Origin of the sequence: Dyella sp. A6 (genome assembly GCF_036320485.1) — a bacterium.
In the GTDB taxonomy this organism is placed as follows: domain Bacteria; phylum Pseudomonadota; class Gammaproteobacteria; order Xanthomonadales; family Rhodanobacteraceae; genus Rhodanobacter_A; species Rhodanobacter_A aluminiiresistens.
Genome location: NZ_CP132911.1, coordinates 421,432 through 442,753 on the forward strand (window position 1 = coordinate 421,432; position 21,322 = coordinate 442,753).

Genomic DNA, 21,322 nt, shown 5'->3' on the forward strand with positions numbered 1-21,322 from the left:
ATCGCGCCGCGACGGTCGGAACTCGCCCTGGGGACTAGGGCGTGGGGCCGTCGCGCAGTGGCGGCAGCCAGTCCCGGGTGGCGTGCTTCACGGCGCCGCGCAGGTCCATCAGGCGACGATGGAAGAAGTGGCCGGTTTCCGGCATGCGCACCAGTACCGGTTCAGGTTCGATCTCGTCGATCCAGTCGAACACGGCCTGCGGGTCGACGACTTCATCCGCCTCGCCCATCACCACCAGCCAGGGACAGTCGGGCAGGGTGTCCCTGCCCATCGTCCAGCGCCCGACCGGTGGCGCGATGCTGATCAGCGCGCTGGCGCCCAGGGCGGTCGCATTGCGAATGGTCACGTAGCTGCCGAACGAGAACCCGGCCAGCCACAGCACATCGTCCGGGCGCACGCGGCGAACCCATGCCACTACGGCGGCCAGGTCGTCGCTCTCGCCGTCGCCGTTGTCGTAGCTGCCGTCCGAGCTGCCGGTGCCGCGGAAATTGAAGCGCAGTGTGTCCAGCCCCGCTTCGCGCAGGCTGCGCTCGAGCATGGTCACCACCTTGTTGTGCATGGTGCCGCCCTCGACCGGGTTCGGGTGGCATATCACCGCGGTGCCGCGGCGTGCGCCGGGGCGCTCGGCCACGTCGCTGAGTGTTTCCAGCTTGCCGGCCGGGCCGTCGAGCGCGAAGCTGGCGGCCTGGTTCGGAAAAGTGGCGGGGTTGTCGGGGAGGGGAGTGAGGTTCATGCGGACCATGATAACCGCCGGCCACACTCGCGGTGCGCCGGCCTGCGGAGGACGCATGCGATGAACCATCTGGCGCACACCCTGCTGGCCGGCGACGACGACGGGCTCCGGCTGGGTGGGCTGATGGGCGATTTCGTGCGCGGAGCACCCGATCCCTCGCTGCCGCCGGAGGTCGTGGCTGGCATCCGCCTGCACCGGGCGATCGACGTGTTCACCGACCGGCATCCCGAGGTGGTGGCGGCACACGGCCTGTTCGAGCCGCCGTATCGTCGCTATGCCGGCATTCTGCTGGACATGTGGTTCGATCACTGCCTTGCGCGCGATTTCGCGCGCTGGAGTGAGGTGCCGCTGGCCGAATTCTCGGCACAGGTGCGGGCCTTGCTGCGTCGGCGCGATCCGTTCCTGCCGCAGGGCTTGCGCCGGTTCCGCGCGTACATGGAGGCGCACGACCTGCCGGCGGGCTATGCGCGCCGCGACGAGCTGGGGGCGGCGCTGCAGGGGATCTCACAGCGGCTGCAGCGAGCCAACCCGCTGGGTGATGCACTGCCGGTGCTGGTTCCGCTCGATCAGCGCCTGAAAGCACATTTCAGTGCCTTCTTCCCTGAATTGCGTGCTTATGCACAGGCGTGGATACGCGGCGATGCCGACTTGGCGCCGGCGGGCCCGGATCGAGCGGATAACGGTTGAGCGGCTGGGGTGCCGGCGCATGCCGGTTCGTCGGCCGCCGGGCGCGGCCTGACGGTGGCGGGCGTTGCAGGCTTATTTGGCCTGGCTGACGATCCAGGTCACGGCAGCCTTGATCTGCGCTTCGGTCAGCGCCGGATTGCCGCCCTTGGCCGGCATGTGGTTGCCGTCGGGGCCGGTGTAGCCGTCGGTGGCGTGTTTGATCAGGGTGTCCAGACCCTCGGCGATACGCGGAGCCCAGGCGGCCTTGTCGCCCAGCTTCGGCGCACCCAGCAGGCCGGCGGTGTGACAGGTGTGGCAGAGGTGGTTGTAGATGGTCTTGCCGTCGGTGGTGCCACCGTAGGCTACCTGCGAGGCGGCCGCCTTGGCGGCGGCAGCCTGGGCTGCCTCCATCGCGGCCCGGCCGGTATTGCCGGCGTAGACGTCGCCGGCCGGCGCCAGCCGTGCCGCAGCCGCCTTGGCCGTGTCGGGGTTGGTTTCCGCCGGCTCGTGGTCGTAGATCGTGATGGCCGTGGCGATCAGCACCAGGGTCAGCAGGCAAAGGCCCGCGATGAGGATCGAGAACTGACGCAGAAAACCCTTGTCGGATTTGCTCATGGATCCGCTCACGCAAGTACTCCCGTCATCGTTGGGTTACCCGGAAGCCCCCTGGGCGGCCGAGGTTGCCTGCTTGCTGGTGGATGAAATCACCACGCCACGACTCCCCTGGAGAGTCCCCTAGAGTCGTACGGAGGATAACTTTGACAGTATAGACGAAGCCAGACACAAGTTTCAGACGTCCGGCCGCCCCGGCTCCGGATCGCCCGATTCCCGCCGGGCAGCGAAAATCCGTATGCTTCAGCTTCCGATGGGCGATAGCGCTACCCCTGCCATCGGTCATGCCCCACCCCTGTCAACTGGCATTGTTCGGTAACGTTGAACAGAGCCTATCCTTCATCCATCGAAGTCATATTCAAACCCAAGTGCCAGGCACTGGCGCCTCGGCCCGGATCGTGTCGGTCCGGCGGTCTACCCGGGAGTTCTACATGTCGCGTTTTTGGAAGATCGCGCTGATCGTTGTCGTCGTGATCCTGGTCGCCCTCTTCGGCTTGCACCTGGCACACAAGCATCGTGCCGGCCAGGGCTATGGCGGCAGGCAGCACATGGCGCAGGCCGGCTCGGCCCAGGGCAAGAAGGCGGAACAGCCCATTCCGGTCACGGTGGTGCCGGCCGTGGAGCAGAACGTCCCGATCTACATGGTGGCCAACGGCACCGTGCAGGCCTTCAACACCGCAACGGTGAGCCCCCAGGTGGGCGGCCTGCTGATGAAGCTGGATTTCACCGAAGGCGGCGAAGTCAAGCAGGGCCAGGTGCTGGCCGAGATCGATCCGCGCACCTATCAGGCCGCCTATGACGAGGCCGTGGCCACCAAGAAGCAGAACGAGGCACTGCTGGCCACGGCGCGCGGCAACCTCAAGCGCAGCCTGCCGCTGGCCAAGCAGGGCTACGTCTCCACCCAGGACCTGGAAAGCCTGCGCAATACGGTCAACCAGTACGCGGCGACCGTGGAAGCCAACCAGGCCGCGATCAACCAGGCCCGCGTCAACCTGGGTTACACCAAGGTGACGGCACCGATCAGCGGTATTGCTGGTATTCGCGGTTCGGACATCGGCAATGTGCTGACCACGGCCAGCACCATCGTCACGATCACCCAGGTGAAGCCGATCTATGTGACCTTCACTCTGCCCGAGTCGTCGGTGGAGCAGGTGCGCAAGGCGCAGTCAGCCGGCAAGCCGCTGGAAGTGGCCGCACTCGACAGTGCCGGCAACAAGGTGATCGAGAACGACGGCACGCTGAAGGTGATCAACAACCAGATCAGCCCCACGACCGCTAGCTTCGAGCTGAAGGCGCAGTTCCCCAATCCGGACGAAGTGCTGTTCCCCGGCCAGTTCGTCAACGTGCGCCTGAAGGTGGGCACGGTCGACCACGGCGTGGTGGTGCCTTCGCAGGCGGTGCAGCGCGGGCCTGACGGCGACTATGTCTACCTGCTCAAGCCCGACAACACGGTCACCATGCAGAACGTCACTACGGGCGAGAATGTCGGCGACACCGAGGTGCTCGTCAGCAAGGGCCTGACGGCCGGCCAGAAGGTCGTGACCGAAGGCCAGTTCCGGCTCAAGCCCGGCAGCATGGTCGAACCGCTGAAACCGGGTGAAGTTCCCGTCGCGAAGGTGCCGTCGGCACCGGGCAAGGCATCCGCGCCAGCGCACAAGGGCGGCCGCTGATGCCGGCACGAGCTGGCGCCGCGCGCGTCCGGTCGCGCGCGGCCGCCGCCGCGGCATCCCCCCCGAAGCTGCACGGCATCGGCCGTGCAGCGGGCCACTGACAGCCTGAAGCACGACAGACGCCATGGGATTTTCCTCGCTCTTCATTCGCCGACCGATCGCCACCTCGCTGCTGATGGCGGCGGTGCTGTTGCTGGGCATCCTCGGGTTCCGCGGACTGCCGGTGGCAGCGCTGCCCGACATCCAGGCACCCAGTCTGGTGGTCACCACCCAGTATCCGGGCGCCAGTGCCAGCACCATGGCATCGCTGGTGACTACGCCGCTGGAGCGCCAGTTCGGCCAGATCTCCGGCCTGTCGATGATGACCTCCGACTCGTCCGCGGGCCTGTCGACCATCGTGCTGCAGTTCGGCATGAACCAGGACATCGACGTGGCCTCGCAGAACGTGCAGGCCGCCATCAAGCAGGCGATCCTGCCGGCCTCGCTGCCGTACCAGCCGGTCTACAACCGGGTGAATCCGGCCGACGCACCGATCATGACGCTGGCGTTGTCGTCGAAGACGATGCCGCTGCGCGACGTCAACAACTACGCCGATTCGATCCTGGCGCAGAAGCTGTCGCAGGTGCCAGGCGTGGGTCTGGTGTCGATCGCCGGCAACGTGAAGCCGGCGGTGCGCATCCAGGTCAACCCGGCCAAGCTGTCGGGCATGGGCCTGACCCTGGAGACCCTGCGCAGCGCGCTGACCGAAGCCAACGTCAATGCACCCAAGGGCACGCTCAACGGCGCGACCCAGAGCTACACCATCGGCACCAACGACCAGATCGAGAGCGCTGAGGCCTACCGCAACGTCATCGTTTCCTACCAGAATGGTGCGCCGGTACGGCTGAAGGACGTGGCCAAGGTGGTCAACGGCGTGGAGAACGACCAGGTCGCCGCGTGGGCCAACAACCAGCCGGCGGTGCTGCTCGACATCCGTCGCCAGCCGGGGGCCAACATCGTCAAGACGGTCGAGGACATCCGCGCCCAACTGCCGGCACTGCGCGCGGTGCTGCCGACCGGGGTGAAGCTGGACGTGTTCTCCGACCGCACGGTGACCATCAAGGCCTCGGTGCACGACGTGGAATTCACCCTGCTGTTGACCATTGCGCTGGTGGTGGCGGTGATCTTCGTGTTCCTGCGGCGCCTGTGGGCCACGGTGATTCCCTCAGTAGCGGTACCGTTGTCGCTGCTGGGCACGTTCGGCGCGATGTCGTTCATGGACATGTCGCTGGACAACCTCTCGCTGATGGCGTTGACCGTGGCCACAGGCTTCGTGGTCGACGACGCGATCGTGATGATCGAGAACATTGTCCGGCACATCGAGCAGGGCAAGCCCGGCAAGGAGGCCGCCGAGGCCGGCGCCAAGGAAATCGGCTTCACCGTGCTGTCGCTGACGGTGTCGCTGATCGCGGTGTTCCTGCCGCTGCTGCTGATGCCGGGCGTGACCGGGCGGCTGTTCCATGAATTCGCCTGGGTGCTGGCCATCGCGGTGGCGATCTCGATGCTGGTGTCGCTGACGCTGACGCCGATGATGTGCGCCTACCTGCTCAAGCCGGACGCACTGCCCGAGGCCGACGACGCGCACGAGCGGCATGCCGCCGAGGGGCGCCGCACCTGGTGGATGGCCGTGGTCGGCGTCTACGAGCGTTCGCTGGACTGGGTGCTCGGACATCAGCGGCTGACCCTGCTGGTCGCGGCGCTTACGGTGGTGGTGACGGTGCTGCTGTACATGGTGATTCCGAAGGGATTGCTGCCGCAGCAGGACACCGGCATGGTCACCGGTGTGGTGGTGGCCAACCAGAACATCGCCTTCCCCGAAATGGAGACGCGCATGAAGGCCGTGGCGGCGGCACTGCGCAAGGATCCGGCGGTGGCCGGTGTTGCTGCCTTCATCGGCGCCGGCACGATCAACCCGACCCTCAACCAGGGCCAGCTCAGCATCGTGCTGAAGGACCGCAGCAAGCGCGGCGATCTCGACAGCGTGCTGGCGAGTCTGCAGCACGATGCCGCCAACATTCCGGGTGTCGCGCTGTACCTGAAGCCGGTGCAGGACATCACCCTGGATACCCGCGTCTCGGCCACGCAGTACCAGTATTCGCTGTCCGAAGTGGACAGCAACGAGCTGGCCAAGTACGCCACCCAGATGACCAGCGCCATGCGCAAGCTGCCCGAGCTGTCGGATGTCGACAACAACCTGGCGGACAAGGGCGACGCGCTGCAGATCGATATCAACCGCGATACGGCGAGCCGCCTTGGCGTGCCGGTGCAGACCATCGACGACACGCTCTACGACGCGTTCGGCCAGCGCCAGATCTCGACCATCTTCACCCAGCTCAACCAGTACCGGGTAGTGATGGAGGTGGCGCCGCAGTTCCGCAATACCTCGTCGCTGCTGAACCAGCTTGCGGTGGCCAGCAATGGCAACGGCGCGCTGACCGGCACCAACGCGACCAGCTTCGGCCAGGTCTCGTCCAGCAACTCGGCCACGGCGACCGGCATCGGGCAGTCCAACATCGGCATCACCGTGGGCGGTGGCGGCACCATTCCGTTGTCCGCGCTGGCCACGGTCAAGACCACCAGTGCGCCGCTGGTGATCAGCCACCAGGACCAGCTGCCGGCGGTGACCATCTCGTTCAACCTCGCACCCGGCTACTCGCTGTCGCAGGCGGTATCGGCGATCAACGACGTCAAGGCCAAGCTGAACATGCCGCTGCAGGTGCGCGGGCAGTTCATCGGCGAGGCGGCCGAGTTCTCCTCGTCGATCAGCAGCGAGGTCTACCTGCTGCTGGCCGCGATCGTGGTGATCTACATCGTGCTGGGCGTGCTCTACGAGAGCTATATCCACCCGATCACCATCATCTCGACCCTGCCGCCGGCCGGTGTCGGCGCGCTGCTGGCGCTGTACCTGTGCGGCATGAGCCTGTCGGTGGACGGCATCGTCGGCATCGTGCTGCTGATCGGCATCGTGAAGAAGAACGCGATCATGATGATCGACTTCGCGATCGAGGCGCAGCGTGACGGGCATACACCGCTGGAAGCGATCCGGCGCGCTTGTCTGCTGCGTTTCCGCCCGATCATGATGACTACGGCGGCTGCGATGCTCGGCGCGCTGCCGCTGGCGCTGGGTAACGGCATCGGCGCGGAACTGCGCCGGCCGCTGGGCGTCTCGATCGTGGGTGGCCTGCTGCTCTCGCAGCTGATCACCCTCTACAGCACGCCGGTGATCTACCTGTACATGGAACGTTTCTCGGCATGGATGCGCCAGCGGCAGGCCCGGCGCGCCCTGCCGCAGGCCACCTGAGCCTGCGGCAAGGCCGCGGTCATCCCGCGGCCGTGTCCGTGCGTTCCATTGTCTGTCCCAGGTACCCGATCGTCATCGCCCCATGAATATCTCCGGCCCGTTCATCCGCCGCCCGATCGGCACGTCCCTGCTGGCGATCGGCATCTTCGTCGCGGGACTGATCTGCTATGTCGGGCTCGGCGTGGCCGCGTTGCCGGACATGTCCTTCCCGGTGATCTTCGTGCAGGCCAGCGAAGCCGGTGCCAGCGCGACCACGATGGCCACCACCGTGGCCGCGCCGCTGGAACGTCACCTGGGCCAGGTGCCCGGCATCGACATGATGCATTCGTCCAGCTCGCAGGGCAGCACGTTCGTGTTCCTGATGTTCAACGCGGGGGTGGACATCAATGCCGCCGCCCAGGACGTGCAGGCGCAGATCAATGCCGCGCAGGCGGATCTGCCGAGCGGGTTGACCAGTCAGCCCAGCTATCGCAAGGCCAACCCGAACGACGACCCGGTGATCGAACTGGCGCTGACCTCCAAGACGCAGTCGGTCAGGAGCCTCTACGACGTGGCCGACTCGCTGCTGGCGCAGCGGGTACGCCAGATCGATGGCGTGTCCGAAGTGGATATTGCCGGCGCCTCGACACCGGCGATCCGGGTCGATGTGGACATGCGCAAGCTCAACAGCATGGGTCTGACCATGGACTCCGTGCGCAACGCGATCAGCGCAGCCAACAACACCTCGCCGCTGGGTACGCTGGACAACGGCATCACCTCGATGACGGTGACCGCCAACGATTCGATGCATAGTGTGGACCAGTTCGCCAACCTGATCGTGTCCACGCAGAACGGCACGCCGGTACGGCTGTCCGATATCGCCCACGTCTATCAGGGCACGCAGGATCGCTACCAGGCGGGCTGGTTCCAGGGCAAGCCGGCGATCCTGCTGTACGTCTACAAGCAGTCGGACGCCAATGTCATCGCGACCGTCGACCGGGTCAAGGCAGCGCTGCCCGAGCTGCGCGCCTACCTGCAGCCGGGCACCAAGCTGACCCCGTTCTTCGACGGCACGCCGACCATCCGCAATTCGTTGCGCGAGGTGCAGCTGACCCTGCTGATCAGCCTGGGCATGGTGGTGCTGGTGATGGCGCTGTTCCTGCGCCGCATCGCGCCGACCATGATCGCCGCCGGTGCCGTGCCGCTGTCGCTGGCCGGTGCGGCAGTGGTCATGTATGCCTTCGGCTATACCCTCAATAACCTCACCCTGCTGGCGCTGGTGGTGGCCATCGGCTTCGTGGTCGATGACGCCATCGTGATGATCGAGAACGTAATCCGTCACATGGACGCGGGCATGACGCGTCGCGAAGCTGCCCTGAAGGGTGCAAAGGAAATCGGCTTCACCATCGTGTCGATCACCGCCTCGCTGGTGGCGGTGTTCGCGCCGCTGATCTTCATGGGCGGCATCACCGGCATGTTCTTCAAGCAGTTCACCGTCACCCTGGTGGCGGCGATTGTGCTTTCCGCCACCGTCTCGCTGACCTTCACGCCGGCGATGTGCGCCTGTTTCCTCAAGTCGTTCGACACGGTCGCGCCACGTCCCCCGTCCCGGCTCGGGCGGGCATTGGACCGCATGCTTGAAGGCATGCACCGGGTCTACGAGCGGGCGCTGGACTTCGCCCTTCGGCATGCGGTGGTACTGGCGCTGACGCCGCTGGTGCTGATATTCGTGACGATCTTCCTGTTCGGGCAACTGCAGTTCACCATGTTCCCGGCGCAGGACACCGGGTTGATCCGCGGGATCAGCATGTCGGGTGCCACCGCCTCGTTCCAGGAGTCGGTGCACCGTCAGCAACGCTTCAACGACATGCTGCTGGCAGACAAGGATGTGGCCATGGTCAGTTCGCACCTGGGAACCAGCCGTCAGGGCGCCAGCGCATTCTTCGATGTGGAGCTGAAGACGCATGCGCAGGGACGCACCGATTCGACCATGCAGGCGCTGCAGCGGCTGAGCACGATGGCCAGCCACTACCCCGACCTGGACGTGCGCATGCGCGCGGTGCAGGACCTGCCGAGTTTCGGTGGCCGCGGTTCCAACCAGGGTGCGCAGTACCAGATCGGCATCAAGGGCGACAGCCTGACCGAACTGGAAGCGTGGCTGCCCAAGCTGGTGGACCAGCTGAAGAAGAATCCCAAGCTGCTCGACGTGGGTAGCGACATGGGCAAGTCGGGGCTCGAACAGGATCTGGTGGTGAACCGCGACAAGGCCGCTGCGCTGGGCCTGGGCATGGGTTCGGTCGACACGGTGCTGTACGACGCGCTGGGCCAGCGTTCGGTGTCGAAGATCTACTCCAACCTCAACCAGTACTCGGTCGTGCTGGGTGTGGCGCCGGACCAGATGCAGACGCCGGCCGACCTCGACACGATCTACTTCAAGGGCAAGTCGTCCAGCGTGGCCGGCACGCCGCAGATGATTCCGCTGGCCGCGCTGGCCCACCAGGTGCCCAGCCTGACGCCGACCCACATCAACCACCACGACCAGTCCACGGTGGAGAACCTCAGCTTCAACCTGGCGCCGGGCGTGACCATGGGCCAGGCGATGCAGATCATCGAGAAGACCGTGCAGAACATGCGCATGCCGGGCGACATCAAGCTCGAGCTGGGCGGCGATTTCCGGCGCCTGAGGCAATCACAGAATGGCGGCATCCTGCTGTTGTTGGCGGCGATCCTGGCTGTCTACATCGTGCTGGGCATCCTCTACGAAAGCCTGATCCACCCGATCACCATCCTGTCGACCCTGCCGGCCGCCGGTGTGGGCGCGCTGCTGGCCCTGTACATCACGCACACACCGCTGTCGGTGATCGCGCAGATCGCGCTGGTCCTGCTGATCGGCATCGTCAAGAAGAACGCGATCATGATGATCGACTTCGCCCTAGTGGCAGAGCGCGAACACGGCGTGTCGGCCCGCGAGGCCGCGCGCGAGGCCTGCATGGTGCGCTTCCGTCCGATCATGATGACGACGATGGTGGCGATCCTGGCCGCGCTGCCGATCGCGATCGGCCTGGGCCAGGGTTCGGACCTGCGCCGGCCACTGGGTATCGCGATGATCGGCGGCCTGCTGTTCTCGCAGAGCCTGACCCTGCTCAGCACCCCGGCGCTGTATGTGGTGTTCTCCGGGCTCAGCGAACGCTGGCACGCCTGGCGCAACCGGCGGCGGCTGCGCCTGCTCGAACAGGCCGGCTGAGGCGGCCATCGATGCCGTGTTGCGCGACGCGGTCGTGCGTCGTGCAACATCCATAGGGCGCACGGTGCTTTGCCTGGCCGCGGGAAAGCACGACAATAGAAAGGTTACGTGTCGCCCGGACCTGGTCTTGGGCGCTGCGCCGCATGCCCGGCACGGGCCTGAACCGCGCCGGGCCGCTCCCTTTCCCCGAACCGCCAGAGGGTCAGTGCCATCATGTCCGACACCCCCAAGATCATCTACACCCTGACCGACGAAGCGCCGTTCCTGGCGACGCAGTCGCTGCTGCCGATCGTCAAGGCGTTCACCGGCACCGCGGGCATTGCGATGGAAACGCGCGACATTTCGCTGTCCGGGCGCATTCTTTCGCAGTTCCCCGAATGTCTTGAGGACGACCAGAAGGTCGCCGACGACCTGGCCGAGCTGGGCCAGCTCGCGACCACGCCCGAGGCCAACATCATCAAGCTGCCGAACATCAGCGCCTCGGTGCCGCAGATGAAGGCGGCGATCAAGGAACTGCAGGCAAAGGGCTATGCACTGCCGGACTATCCGGACGAACCCGCCGACGATGCGCAGAAGGACATCAAATCGCGCTACGACCGGGTCAAGGGCAGCGCGGTGAATCCGGTGCTGCGCGAAGGCAACTCCGATCGTCGCGCGCCGCTGTCGGTGAAGAACTATGCCCGCAAGCATCCGCACAAGATGGGTGCGTGGAGCGGCGACTCGAAGACCCGCGTGGCGCACATGGACGGCGGCGACTTCTACGGCAGCGAGAAGTCGGTCACCGTCGATGCGCCCACCACGGTGGCGATCGAATGGTTCGGCAAGGACGGCACCCGCAAGGTGCTGAAGGAGAAGACCGCGCTCAAGGCCGGCGAGATCATCGACGCCGCGGTAATGAGCCGCAAGGCGCTGGCCGCCTTCGTCGACGCGCAGATCGCCGCCGCCACGGCCGAGGGCGTGCTGTTTTCGGTGCACCTGAAGGCCACCATGATGAAGGTCTCCGACCCGATCATGTTCGGCGTGGTGGTGGGCGAGTTCTACAAGGACGTGCTGGCCAGACATGCCGATGCGCTGAAGCAGGTCGGTTTCGACCCGAACAACGGTATCGGCGACCTGTATGCGCGGCTGGGTGCACTGCCCGAAGCCAAGCAGGCCGAGATCCGCGCCGACGTGGAAGCCGAATACGCCAGGCGTCCGGCGCTGGCGATGGTGAACTCCGACAAGGGCATCACCAACCTGCACGTGCCCAGCGACGTGATCATCGACGCCTCGATGCCGGCGATGATCCGCGACTCCGGCAAGATGTGGAACGCTGGCGGCGAGCGCCAGGACTGCCTTGCGCTGATCCCCGACCGCAGCTATGCCGGCGTCTACCAGGCGGTGATCGAGGACTGCAAGGCGCACGGCGCGTTCGACCCGGCCACCATGGGCAGCGTGCCCAACGTGGGCCTGATGGCGCAGAAGGCCGAGGAGTACGGCTCGCACGACAAGACCTTCCAGATTCCGGCCGATGGCGTGGTCAAGGTGACCGACGCCTCCGGTACGGCGCTGCTGCAGCACGACGTGGAAGCCGGCGACATCTGGCGCATGTGCCAGACCAAGGACGCGCCGGTGCAGGACTGGGTGAAGCTGGCCGTGAGCCGCGCACGCCACACCCCGGCGGTGTTCTGGCTGGACCCGAAGCGGGCCCACGATGCCGAGGTGATCAAGAAGGTCGAGCGCTACCTGAAGGACCATGATCTCAGTGGCCTGGATATCCGCATCATGGATCCGGTGGCCGCCACCACCTATTCGCTGCAGCGTATCCGGCAGGGCCTGGACACCATTTCGGTGACCGGCAACGTGCTGCGCGACTACCTCACCGACCTGTTCCCGATCATGGAACTGGGCACCAGCGCGAAGATGCTGTCGATCGTGCCGCTGATGGCCGGCGGCGGGTTGTTCGAGACCGGTGCCGGCGGTTCCGCGCCCAAGCACGTGCAGCAGTTCGTGGAAGAGGACTACCTGCGCTGGGACTCGCTGGGCGAGTTCCTGGCGTTGGCCGCCTCGCTGGAACATCTGGCCAGCCGTTACGACAACGCGGCGGCCGGCGTGCTGGCCAGGACGCTGGACCAGGCCAACGGCAAGATCCTCGACAACAACAAGTCGCCCGCGCGCAAGGTCGGCGAACTCGACAACCGCGGCAGCCATTTCTACCTGGCCCTGTACTGGGCGCAGGCACTGGCCGCGCAGGACGAGGACGCTGCACTGAAGGCGAAGTTCGCCCCGCTGGCCAAGGCCCTGGCCGACAACGAGGCGGCGATCATCGGCGAGCTCAACGGCGTGCAGGGCAAGCCGGTCGAGATCGGCGGCTACTACCGCCCCGACCTGGCCAAGGTGGGCCAGGCCATGCGGCCCAGTGCGGTCTTCAACAAGGCGCTGGCTGCGTTGAGCTGAGCATCACGCGTCGCAGTCGACGAGCGGGGCGCCCATCGGGCGCCCCGTTTCGTTGTGGGCTAGGGCGTCGTCATGGCGGCGTCCGGCGACTGGCCGCGGAATGTCAGACTTGTCGGCTAGCTTGCATGGATTGCAGCATCATCCACGCCATCCGGAGGAGAGCCTATGCGTCGCCGCGACCTGATGAAGAGCGCCCTGCTGGGCGCCGCCGCATGGACCGTCCGCCCGTCGCTGGCATTGGCGGGTGTGGCCGGCACCATCGCCACGCCGGCCGAACTGGAGCGCCGGTATGGCGGCCGTCTGGGCGTGGCCGTGCTCGATACCGGAACCGGTCGGCGTCTGCGCCATCGTGCGGACCAGCGGTTCATGATGTGCAGCACCGGCAAACTGCTGGTCGTCGGCGCGGTGCTGGCAAAGGTCGACCGTGGGCAGGAACGGCTGGATCGGCGCATCGTGTTCGGGCGCGACGCGGTGCTCGACTGGGCGCCGATCACCCGTATGCATGCCGGGGCACCGGGCATGACCATCGCGCAGCTCTGCCACGCGGCGCTCACGGTCAGCGACAACACCGCGATGAACCTGCTGCTGGACAGCCTGGGTGGGCCGGCCGCTGCGACCCGCTATGTACGCGGCCTGGGTGATCCGCTGACCCGCTTCGACCGCTACGAGCCCGAGCTCAATGTACCGGCGCCCGGCGGGCTGCTCGATACCAGCACGCCGGACGCGATGCTGGCCGACATGCAGGCGCTGTTGCTGGGCGACGTGCTGTCGGCCTCGTCGCGTGCGCGGCTGACCGACTGGATGCGTCACAACACCACCGGCATGGACCAGCTCCGTGCCGGTCTGCCGATGGGCTGGACGGCGGGCGACAAGACCGGCAGCAGCCGCAGCCAGACCAACGACGTGGCGATCATCTGGCCGCCCGGACGCAAGCCGCTGCTGGTGGTGGCGTTCTACGAAGGGCCGACCGGCCTGACCAGTCGGCGCAAGGCCGTGCTGGCACAGGTCGGCACGCTGGCGTCACGCGTGTGACGCCTCACCGGCTCAGGCGCTGGCGTGGTCCAGCAGGTTGATGTCGTCGCTGCCGAGAGCAAGGTTCGCCGCCCCGCACAGCTCGTGCAGTTGTTCCACGCTGGTGGCGCTGGCGATCGGTGCGGTAATGCCGGGCCGGGCCATCAGCCAGGCCAGTGCCACCTGCGCGGGCGTGGCCTGGTGGGTGGCGGCGACCTTGTCCAGCGCGGCAAGGACACCGAGGCCTCTGGTATCGAGATACGGCTTGACCGCGGCAGCACGTGCTGCGCTCTTGCCCAGGTCGGCTTCGCTGCGGTACTTGCCGGTGAGGAAGCCGCTGGCCAGTGCGTAGTAGGGAATCACGCCGATGGCTTCACGTCGCACCAGCGGCTCGATCTCCTGCTCGTACCCGGCGCGCGACATCAGGTTGTATTCCGGCTGCAGGGTTTCGTAGCGGGGCAGGTTGTGCTGTCGGGCGACGTCCAGCGCCTCGCCGAAGCGGTCGGCGCTGTAGTTGGACGCGCCGATCACGCGGACCTTGCCGACCTCGATCAACCGCGCGAATGCACCCAGGGTCTCCGCCAGCGGCACGCTGGCATCGTCTTCGTGGGCCTGGTACAGGTCGATGTGGTCGGTCTGCAGGCGTTGCAGCGAAGCGTCCACCGCCTGGTTGATGTTCAGTGGCGACAGCCCCGGGTGCTCGGCCCACTTCGCCACCTTGGTGGCGATCACCACCTTGTCGCGCTTGCCGCTCCGCTTCAGCCACTTGCCGATCAGGGTTTCCGACTCGCCGCCCTGGTTGCCCGGTACCCATGCGGAATAGACATCGGCGGTATCGACCAAGTTGAAGCCCGCGTCGACGAAAGCGTCGAGCAGTTCGAACGTGCGCTGTTCGTCGGCGCTCCAGCCGAACACGTTACCGCCAAAGGCGAGCGGGGCGACCGAAAGCGGGGAACGGCCGAGGGAACGATATGACATGAGCTATCTCCGGGTAAGCAACGACACCGGCGCCGTGGGCGCGCCTGCACGCACCACGACCCCGCAGGATGAGATCAGGTAGACGTGGGTACGTGCCGGCGCTCGATCAAGTGAGTCCGGGCCCCGGCGGTGTTCGCGATGAAGTAAAATAAACGTTACCGGGCGCGTATGGCGGCCGGCATACGTCTGTTTTGCCCATGCATCATCCCATGAGGAATTCCTATGAGCCGTACCGCCATCCTCGTCGACGGCGCGTTTTTTCTCGCCCGCTACCGCAAGGTCTGGGGCGACCGTGATCCGAACGATGCACGCACCGTGGCCAAGACCGTGTTCGGCATGGCACTGGAGCACCTGAAGGCGCTGGACCGTCCGCGCGAATCGCTTTACCGCATCTTTTTCTACGACTGCCCGCCGCTGGACAAGCGCTTCGTGCGCCCGGTCAGTGGAGACAGCATCGACTTCGGCCGCACCGCCGCCGCCGAGTTCCGCCGCGACCTGCACGACCAGCTGCGCCGCCAGCGCAAGATGGCCCTGCGCCTGGGCCGCCTGGCCGAGCGCGGCGAGTGGAAGCTGAAATACGGCGCGCTGCAGCAGCTGCGCGACGGCGAGCTGCATTCGGACGATCTCGGCGACGAACATTTCGAGCCGGACATGCGCCAGACCCAGGTCGATATGAAGATCGGCATCGACATCGCCGCGCTCACCTACAAGAAGCTGGTCGACCAGATCATCCTGGTGGCTGGCGATGCCGACTTCATCCCGGCGGCCAAGCTGGCCCGTTACGAAGGTATCGACTTCATCCTCGATCCGATGTGGCAGGGCATTGCGCCGGACCTGCACGAGCACATCGACGGACTGCAGTCGGTGTGCCCGCGACCGTTCTGATCCGCACGCAGGCAAGGCCCATGCAGGCCGCCGAAGACCATGCCGCAGCGTCCGTCCACCGTTTGTGCACGTCCCGGCCGTCAACCTTCGACGGCTTGCCTCATGCGAAGGAGTCGTTCATGAAAAGCCCGTTCGTCGCTGGTTGCTGCATGGCCTTGATGCTGGCGGGCATGGCTGGCCCGGTGCGAGCCCAGCAGGATCAGCCGCAGGGCGAGCTGGTGCCGCCGACCAGTGCCAGCGACTTCACCGCCGCGCAACTGGACACGGTGCTGGCCGGCGCATGGCGTTCCGCCGCCGACCGGGCCCGCGATGTCTACCGTCACCCGAAGGCGACGCTGCAGTTCTTCGGCGTGCAACCGGACCAGGACGTGGTGGAGATCGATCCGGCCACCGGCTGGTACAGCGAGGTGCTGGCGCCACTGCTGCGCGACAACGGCAGCTACACGGCTGCCGAACCGTTGCCGTCGGGCAGTGCCGAAGCGAAGCGCGACGATGCCGCGCTGCGCGCGAAATTCGCCGCCGATCCCGCGGTCTACGGCAAGGCCACGATTCTGCAGTACGACCCGCAGGCACCGGTGTTCGGCAAGCCCGGTTCGGCCGATGCGGTGCTGACCTTCCGCAACGTGCACAACTGGGTGCAGGCGGGTACCGCGCCGGCGATGTTCAAGGGCTTCTTCGCGGTACTGCGACCCGGCGGGGTGCTGGGCGTGGTGGAGCATCGCGCCGCTGCGGGTGCCACGCTGGCCGCGGTGAAAGGCAGCGGCTACCTGCCCGTGGCCTACGTCGAAAAGCTGGCTACCGCTGCCGGTTTCAAGCTCGACGGCAGCAGCGAGATCAACGCCAATCCGAAGGACACCAGGAACTACGCCAAGGGCGTGTGGACCCTGCCGCCGACACTGGCGCTGGGAGTGACGGACCGGGCGCGCTACCTGGCGATCGGCGAGTCCGACCGCATGACGCTGCGCTTCGTGAAGCCGATGCCGCCGGCTGCGGCGTCGTCCGTGTCGCCGGTACTTTGAGCGAGGGCGTCGCTGCGTGCTGATCGCGCTGAACAAGCCCTACGGCGTGCTGTGCCAGTTCACCAGCGACGATGGCCGCCCCACGCTGGCGGACCATGTGACGCAGAAAGGCGTCTACCCTGCCGGCCGGCTCGACCACGACAGCGAAGGCCTGCTGCTGCTTACCGATGACGGTCGCCTGGCGCATCGCCTGACCGATCCGCGGCACAAGCAGCCCAAGACCTACCTGGTGCAAGTGGATGGTGCCGTTACCGACGAGGCCGTGGCCGCCTTGCGTGGTGGTGTCGTGCTGAAAGACGGACCGACCCGGCCGGCCGGGGTCGAGCACGCGGCCGAGCCGGACTGGCTGTGGCCGCGTGACCCGCCGGTGCGCTACCGCAAGAGCATTCCCACCAGCTGGCTGTCGATCACGCTGCGCGAGGGACGCAACCGCCAGGTACGCCGGATGACCGCGGCGGTGGGGTTTCCCACCTTGCGGCTGATCCGCGTGCGGATCGGGTCGTACGGACTCGATGGTCTGGCACCGGGCGAGTGGCGGCGGCTCGACTGAGCGGGTGGGTTCACATGTCGATGACGATGCCCAGTTCGCGCAATCCGTCGCGGCCCGGCGGGGTCAGCAGCAGAGCGCGCGTATCGTCGCGGCGACGCAGCCAGTCTCGATGCAGCAGCTGTCCGGTGATGGCTACGCCCAGCGGGCCACCGAGATGCAGCCGGCGTTCGCTCCAGTCCAGGCAACCACGTCCAGCCAGCGATGCGATTGCGGTCGTGTCCGGCAACAGGCCCGCTGCGCGCAGGTTCGCGCAACCGTCGGCGCTGAGCCGCACGGCCTGCTCGCCCAGTTCGATCCAGCCCCGCTCGCGCAGGTTTTCGTAGAGCGCCACCCCCAGCCGTCCCGCCAGGTGTCGGTAGCAGGTGCGGGCGAAGACCAGCGGGCGAGTGGCGGGAACCGTCGCCGCATCGCGTGGTGGCGTGCGCAACAGGGGTAGTGCTTCGAGTACGGCCGAAACGTGATCGTTGGCCACCCGGAAATAACGGTGCCGCCCCTGGTTCAAGACCTGCAACAGGCCGCCCTCGACCAGTCGCGCCAGATGCGCGCTGGCGGTGCTGGGCGCGACGCCCGCCATGCGTGCCAGTTCGCCGGCCGGCCGTGCGCGGCCGTCAACCAGCGCCAGCAGGATCGCCGCCCGCGACGGGTCGGCAAGCAGACCACCGATCTCGGCAAGCTGGTAGCGGGTCGGGGTTGTGGTCATGGGCGCATGCTAACGCGCCGCCCGTGCCGATGTTTCGCCGGTCGCCGAAACATCGCGGGCGGCATGGACGCGAGGATGGCGGTCATGTCCGCATCGATACCGACCCGCATCATTCATCCGAGCATTCTGTACTTCGGTACGCCGGTGCTGTTGATCGCCACCCGCAACGAGGGCGGCAGCGCCAACCTGACCCCGATGTCCTCCGCCTGGGCGCTGGCCGACCGCGTCGTGCTGGGCCTGACCGGCGGCGGCCAGGGCCTGGCCAACCTGCGGCGCGAGCGCGAATGCACGCTCAACGTGGTTGCTCCCACGCAGTGGCGTGCGATCGAGGCACTGGCGCCGACGACGGGCCGCGACCCGGTGCCGGACTGGAAACATGGTTATCGCCATGCGGCCGACAAGTTCGCGCTGGCCGGGCTGACGCCGCTGCCTTCGCAGCGGGTGCGGGCGCCACGGGTGGCGGAATGCCCGCTGCAACTGGAGGCGCGCGTGACCGCATGGCATGAGCGCCCCCTCGATGCCTGGAAAGACGGCCCCGGCGGTTTCGTCACGGTCGAGACCGAAGTGCTGCGCGTGCACGCACACGAGGAAGTGACTATCGACGGCAGCGAGCATATCGACCCGACGCGCTTCCGCCCCCTGCTGTACGTCTTCCGCCATTACGTCGGCGGCGGACCCGCGCTGGGGCGCACCTTCAAGGCCGAGGTCTAGCTCAGGCCGCGTCCAGACCGAAGAAACGGCAGGCGTTGGCAGTGGTCAGCGCCGCGGTCTGTTCGGGGCTTTCGCCGCGGTCGCGCGCGACCTCTTCGCAGATGTGCTTCAGGTACATCGGTTCGTTGCGGCGGTGACTGGGCTGCGGTCGCACCGTGCGCGGCAACAGGTAAGGGGCGTCGGTCTCGATCATCAGGCGGTCGGCCGGAATCTCGTGCACGAACTCGCGCAGATGGCTGCCGCGACGCTCGTCGCAGATCCAGCCGGTGATGCCGATGTGGCAGTCCAGTGCCAGGTAGTCGTGCAGCGCCTCGCGGGTATCGGTGAAGCAGTGCACCACCGCGGCCGGCACGCGCTCGCGCCAGCGGCGCAGCATCGCCAGGAAGTCGTCGTGCGCGTCGCGCTGGTGCAGGAACAGCGGCTTGCCCAGCTCGGCGGCGATCGCCAACTGGCGTTCGAACGCCTCCAGCTGCGCCTCGCGTGGCGAGAAGTTGCGGAAATAGTCGAGACCGGTCTCGCCCACCGCGCGTACGGCCGGGTCCTGCGCCAGTTCGCGCAGACAGGCGTCGGTGGCGTCGTCGTAGGCCGCCGCATGATGCGGATGCACGCCGGCGGTGGCCCACAGCAGGCCGGGGTGACGCTGCGCCAGCGCCAGTGCCGCTTCGCTGCCTTCGCGCGATGCGCCGGTGACGACCATCCGGCCCACGTCGTGGCTGCGTGCCCGCGACAGCACGTCGTCGAAATCGTGGCGGAAGGATTCGTGCGTCAGATTGGCGCCGATGTCGACCAGCTGCATGGGGAACCCATTCAAAAGCGTCATTGTCCCAGACCGGTAGCCATCGGCAAGTCCGCTGGCTACGGCCGGCGGATGCCGCGGCTGCGAAGCCGTGCTCGCCAGCCGCTTCGCGGTTGTGTTACCTATGATGAGGTTTGGCTGTGCCGTGCCTGGGGGGCGTGGCTGCGGTCGGGGAACATTGCGGACCGTCGCGATAAACGAGGGGTGGAGATATGTCGGCAGTCGTGCAGCCGGCGCAGGACAGGGAGCCAGCCGGCGCGGATGATCGCGAAGCGGCGGTATGCGCTCTGCTGGTCGAGCGCGGGCGTCTGAAGGACAACGACCTGGCGCGGGCGCGGCGGCTCCACGAAGAGTCGCCTGACGGCACGCTTACGGCATTGCTGGCTCGGCTTGGACTGGTGTCCGAGCGCGACCTTGCCGACGCCTGGACCGACCTGCTTGATGTGCCGCAGCTGGTGGCGAAGGACGCGCCCGACCTGCCGCCGGCGGAACTGGATATTTCGGTGCGCTTCCTCAAGCAGCAGCACGTGGTGCCGCTGCGCGACGGCGACGACGGGCTGGCGCTGGCCGTGGCCGATCCGGCCGACCCGTATCCGCTGCAGGCGGTGCGGCTGGCGGCGGGCCGGCCGGTGACGCTGCGGGTGGGCCTGCGTTCGGAAATCGACGACCTGATCGAGCGCTACTACGGCAGCGGCCGCTCCGCGATGGGCACGATCGTCGAGAACCTCGACGGCAGCGCCAATGTCGAGGACGACGTCGAGCATCTGCGCGACCTGGCCTCCGAGGCGCCGGTGATCCGCCTGGTCAACCTGATCCTGCAGCGCGCGGTGGAACAGCGGGCCTCGGACGTGCACATCGAGCCGTTCGAGAACCGCCTGAAGGTGCGTTACCGCATCGACGGCGTGCTGCACGAGGTGGAGGCGCCACCGGCCAGCTCCACCGCGGCGGTGATCAGCCGCGTGAAGATCATGGCCAAGCTCAACATCGCCGAGCGCCGCCTGCCGCAGGACGGGCGCATCCAGCTGCGGGTGCAGGGCAAGGAACTGGATCTGCGCGTGTCCACCGTGCCGACCAGCTTCGGCGAGTCGGTGGTGATGCGTATCCTGGACCGCGAGTCGGTCGTGTTCGATTTCGCCACGCTGGGTTTCACCGAGCGCTTCCAGTCGCGCTTCGTCGAGGTGCTGGAACGGCCGCACGGCATCCTGCTGGTCACCGGTCCCACCGGTTCGGGCAAGACCACCACGCTGTACACCGCGCTGTCGAAGATCAACACGCCCGACGTGAAGATCATCACTGTCGAGGACCCGGTCGAATACCAGATCGAGGGCATCAACCAGATCCAGGTGAAGCCGCAGATCGGGCTGGATTTCGCCGGCGCGCTGCGCTCCATCGTGCGCCAGGATCCGGACGTGATCATGATCGGCGAAATGCGCGACCTGGAAACCTGTCGCATCGCGATCCAGTCCGCGCTCACCGGCCACCTGGTGCTGTCGACCCTGCACACCAACAGCGCGGCCGGCGGCATCACCCGCCTGCTCGACATGGGCGTGGAAGACTACCTGCTGGGCTCCACCGTGAACGGCATCCTGGCGCAGCGACTGGTGCGCCGGCTCGATCCGGAAACGGCCACGCCATACGAGCCGTCACCGGAAGTGATCCGCCAGTTCGAGCTGGAGAAATACACCGACGAGCGGCCGATCCGGCTGTGGAAGCCCGGCAGCAGCGCGGCCAATCCCACCGGTTACCGCGGCCGTCGCGCGATCATGGAATTCCTGGTGATGAGCGACCCGCTGCGGCGCCTGCTGATGCAGAAGGCCGACGCCGGCGCGATCGAGAAACAGGCACGTGCCGAGGGCATGCGCACCATGTACGAGGACGGCATTGCCAAGGCCGTGGCCGGCGTCACCACCATCGAGGAGGTGCTGCGTGTCACGCAGGAGGGCTGAGGTCGCGATGCACGTGGCGTTTCGGCGCGTGGCGGGCATGCGGGTG

General features: G+C 66.9%; 16 protein-coding genes. 11 read left to right on the plus strand and 5 right to left on the minus strand.

Translation table 11 applies throughout. The features are described 5' to 3' along the window. Positions 1-34 precede the first annotated feature (34 nt). Positions 35-733, minus strand: coding sequence for an alpha/beta hydrolase (locus RA164_RS01660; RefSeq protein WP_329742247.1), 699 nt, complete (start codon positions 731-733; stop codon positions 35-37). Positions 734-793: 60 nt separating this feature from the next. Here RA164_RS01660 and RA164_RS01665 point away from each other — a divergent pair, with 60 nt between their 5' ends. Then, the gene (locus tag RA164_RS01665) at positions 794-1,420 is read left to right on the plus strand and encodes an acyl carrier protein phosphodiesterase (RefSeq protein WP_329742248.1); all 627 of its coding nucleotides are present in this window, start codon (positions 794-796) and stop codon (positions 1,418-1,420) included. A 72-nt stretch (positions 1,421-1,492) separates the two neighbouring features. Here the strand turns inward: RA164_RS01665 and RA164_RS01670 are convergent, their stop codons facing one another. Beyond that, entirely contained in the window at positions 1,493-2,014 is a 522-nt protein-coding gene (locus tag RA164_RS01670; protein WP_329742249.1) for a c-type cytochrome, read from the minus strand. 428 nt (positions 2,015-2,442) lie between these two features. Here RA164_RS01670 and RA164_RS01675 point away from each other — a divergent pair, with 428 nt between their 5' ends. The 5 genes from RA164_RS01675 to bla all read left to right on the plus strand — a co-directional run bounded on the left by RA164_RS01675 (position 2,443) and on the right by bla (position 13,712). After that, positions 2,443-3,681 carry an efflux RND transporter periplasmic adaptor subunit gene (locus RA164_RS01675; protein WP_329742250.1) on the plus strand — a complete coding sequence of 413 codons (1,239 nt, stop codon included), beginning with the start codon at positions 2,443-2,445 and terminating at the stop codon, positions 3,679-3,681. Positions 3,682-3,805: 124 nt separating this feature from the next. Beyond that, positions 3,806-7,021, plus strand: a complete 3,216-nt coding sequence (locus tag RA164_RS01680) for an efflux RND transporter permease subunit (RefSeq protein WP_329742251.1) — start codon at positions 3,806-3,808, stop codon at positions 7,019-7,021. An 82-nt stretch (positions 7,022-7,103) separates the two neighbouring features. Continuing rightward, the gene (locus RA164_RS01685; protein ID WP_329742252.1) at positions 7,104-10,244 is read left to right on the plus strand and encodes an efflux RND transporter permease subunit; all 3,141 of its coding nucleotides are present in this window, start codon (positions 7,104-7,106) and stop codon (positions 10,242-10,244) included. Positions 10,245-10,457: 213 nt separating this feature from the next. Next, a complete protein-coding gene (locus RA164_RS01690) occupies positions 10,458-12,680 on the plus strand; it encodes an NADP-dependent isocitrate dehydrogenase (protein ID WP_329742253.1) in 2,223 nt (740 codons plus the stop codon). A 165-nt stretch (positions 12,681-12,845) separates the two neighbouring features. After that, entirely contained in the window at positions 12,846-13,712 is an 867-nt protein-coding gene (gene bla / locus RA164_RS01695) for a class A beta-lactamase (protein WP_329742254.1), read from the plus strand. A 12-nt stretch (positions 13,713-13,724) separates the two neighbouring features. Here the strand turns inward: bla and RA164_RS01700 are convergent, their stop codons facing one another. Next, positions 13,725-14,669, minus strand: a complete 945-nt coding sequence (locus RA164_RS01700) for an aldo/keto reductase (RefSeq protein ID WP_329742255.1) — start codon at positions 14,667-14,669, stop codon at positions 13,725-13,727. A gap of 222 nt (positions 14,670-14,891) precedes the next feature. On the opposite strand from RA164_RS01700, the gene RA164_RS01705 reads away from it, so the two are divergent. The 3 genes from RA164_RS01705 (at position 14,892) to RA164_RS01715 (ending at position 17,123) form a co-directional block, all read left to right on the plus strand. Beyond that, entirely contained in the window at positions 14,892-15,554 is a 663-nt protein-coding gene (locus RA164_RS01705) for an NYN domain-containing protein (protein ID WP_329742256.1), read from the plus strand. Between the two features lie 119 nt (positions 15,555-15,673). After that, complete coding sequence (locus RA164_RS01710; RefSeq protein WP_412731056.1) at positions 15,674-16,573, plus strand: class I SAM-dependent methyltransferase; 900 nt, start codon at positions 15,674-15,676, stop codon at positions 16,571-16,573. A 16-nt stretch (positions 16,574-16,589) separates the two neighbouring features. Beyond that, positions 16,590-17,123, plus strand: coding sequence for a pseudouridine synthase (locus RA164_RS01715; RefSeq protein ID WP_329742257.1), 534 nt, complete (start codon positions 16,590-16,592; stop codon positions 17,121-17,123). Positions 17,124-17,133: 10 nt separating this feature from the next. Here RA164_RS01715 and RA164_RS01720 read toward each other — a convergent pair whose 3' ends face one another. After that, a complete protein-coding gene (locus RA164_RS01720; RefSeq protein WP_329742258.1) occupies positions 17,134-17,823 on the minus strand; it encodes an ArsR/SmtB family transcription factor in 690 nt (229 codons plus the stop codon). Between the two features lie 84 nt (positions 17,824-17,907). On the opposite strand from RA164_RS01720, the gene RA164_RS01725 reads away from it, so the two are divergent. Further along, complete coding sequence (locus tag RA164_RS01725; RefSeq protein WP_329742259.1) at positions 17,908-18,534, plus strand: flavin reductase family protein; 627 nt, start codon at positions 17,908-17,910, stop codon at positions 18,532-18,534. A 1-nt stretch (position 18,535) separates the two neighbouring features. Here RA164_RS01725 and RA164_RS01730 read toward each other — a convergent pair whose 3' ends face one another. Then, positions 18,536-19,330, minus strand: a complete 795-nt coding sequence (locus RA164_RS01730; RefSeq protein WP_329742260.1) for a TatD family hydrolase — start codon at positions 19,328-19,330, stop codon at positions 18,536-18,538. Between the two features lie 212 nt (positions 19,331-19,542). Here RA164_RS01730 and gspE point away from each other — a divergent pair, with 212 nt between their 5' ends. Then, positions 19,543-21,276, plus strand: a complete 1,734-nt coding sequence (gene gspE, locus RA164_RS01735) for a type II secretion system ATPase GspE (RefSeq protein WP_329742261.1) — start codon at positions 19,543-19,545, stop codon at positions 21,274-21,276. Positions 21,277-21,322 lie beyond the last annotated feature (46 nt).

Coding starts and splice junctions, on each gene's coding strand:
- RA164_RS01720 (WP_329742258.1), bottom strand. CDS start 17,823: ATGACCACAACCCCGACCCGCTACCAGCTTGCCGAGATCGGTGGTCTG.
- RA164_RS01665 (WP_329742248.1), top strand. CDS start 794: ATGAACCATCTGGCGCACACCCTGCTGGCCGGCGACGACGACGGGCTC.
- RA164_RS01685 (WP_329742252.1), top strand. CDS start 7,104: ATGAATATCTCCGGCCCGTTCATCCGCCGCCCGATCGGCACGTCCCTG.
- RA164_RS01680 (WP_329742251.1), top strand. CDS start 3,806: ATGGGATTTTCCTCGCTCTTCATTCGCCGACCGATCGCCACCTCGCTG.
- RA164_RS01725 (WP_329742259.1), top strand. CDS start 17,908: ATGTCCGCATCGATACCGACCCGCATCATTCATCCGAGCATTCTGTAC.
- gspE (WP_329742261.1), top strand. CDS start 19,543: ATGTCGGCAGTCGTGCAGCCGGCGCAGGACAGGGAGCCAGCCGGCGCG.
- bla (WP_329742254.1), top strand. CDS start 12,846: ATGCGTCGCCGCGACCTGATGAAGAGCGCCCTGCTGGGCGCCGCCGCA.
- RA164_RS01670 (WP_329742249.1), bottom strand. CDS start 2,014: ATGAGCAAATCCGACAAGGGTTTTCTGCGTCAGTTCTCGATCCTCATC.
- RA164_RS01700 (WP_329742255.1), bottom strand. CDS start 14,669: ATGTCATATCGTTCCCTCGGCCGTTCCCCGCTTTCGGTCGCCCCGCTC.
- RA164_RS01730 (WP_329742260.1), bottom strand. CDS start 19,330: ATGCAGCTGGTCGACATCGGCGCCAATCTGACGCACGAATCCTTCCGC.
- RA164_RS01660 (WP_329742247.1), bottom strand. CDS start 733: ATGAACCTCACTCCCCTCCCCGACAACCCCGCCACTTTTCCGAACCAG.
- RA164_RS01690 (WP_329742253.1), top strand. CDS start 10,458: ATGTCCGACACCCCCAAGATCATCTACACCCTGACCGACGAAGCGCCG.
- RA164_RS01710 (WP_412731056.1), top strand. CDS start 15,674: ATGAAAAGCCCGTTCGTCGCTGGTTGCTGCATGGCCTTGATGCTGGCG.
- RA164_RS01705 (WP_329742256.1), top strand. CDS start 14,892: ATGAGCCGTACCGCCATCCTCGTCGACGGCGCGTTTTTTCTCGCCCGC.
- RA164_RS01675 (WP_329742250.1), top strand. CDS start 2,443: ATGTCGCGTTTTTGGAAGATCGCGCTGATCGTTGTCGTCGTGATCCTG.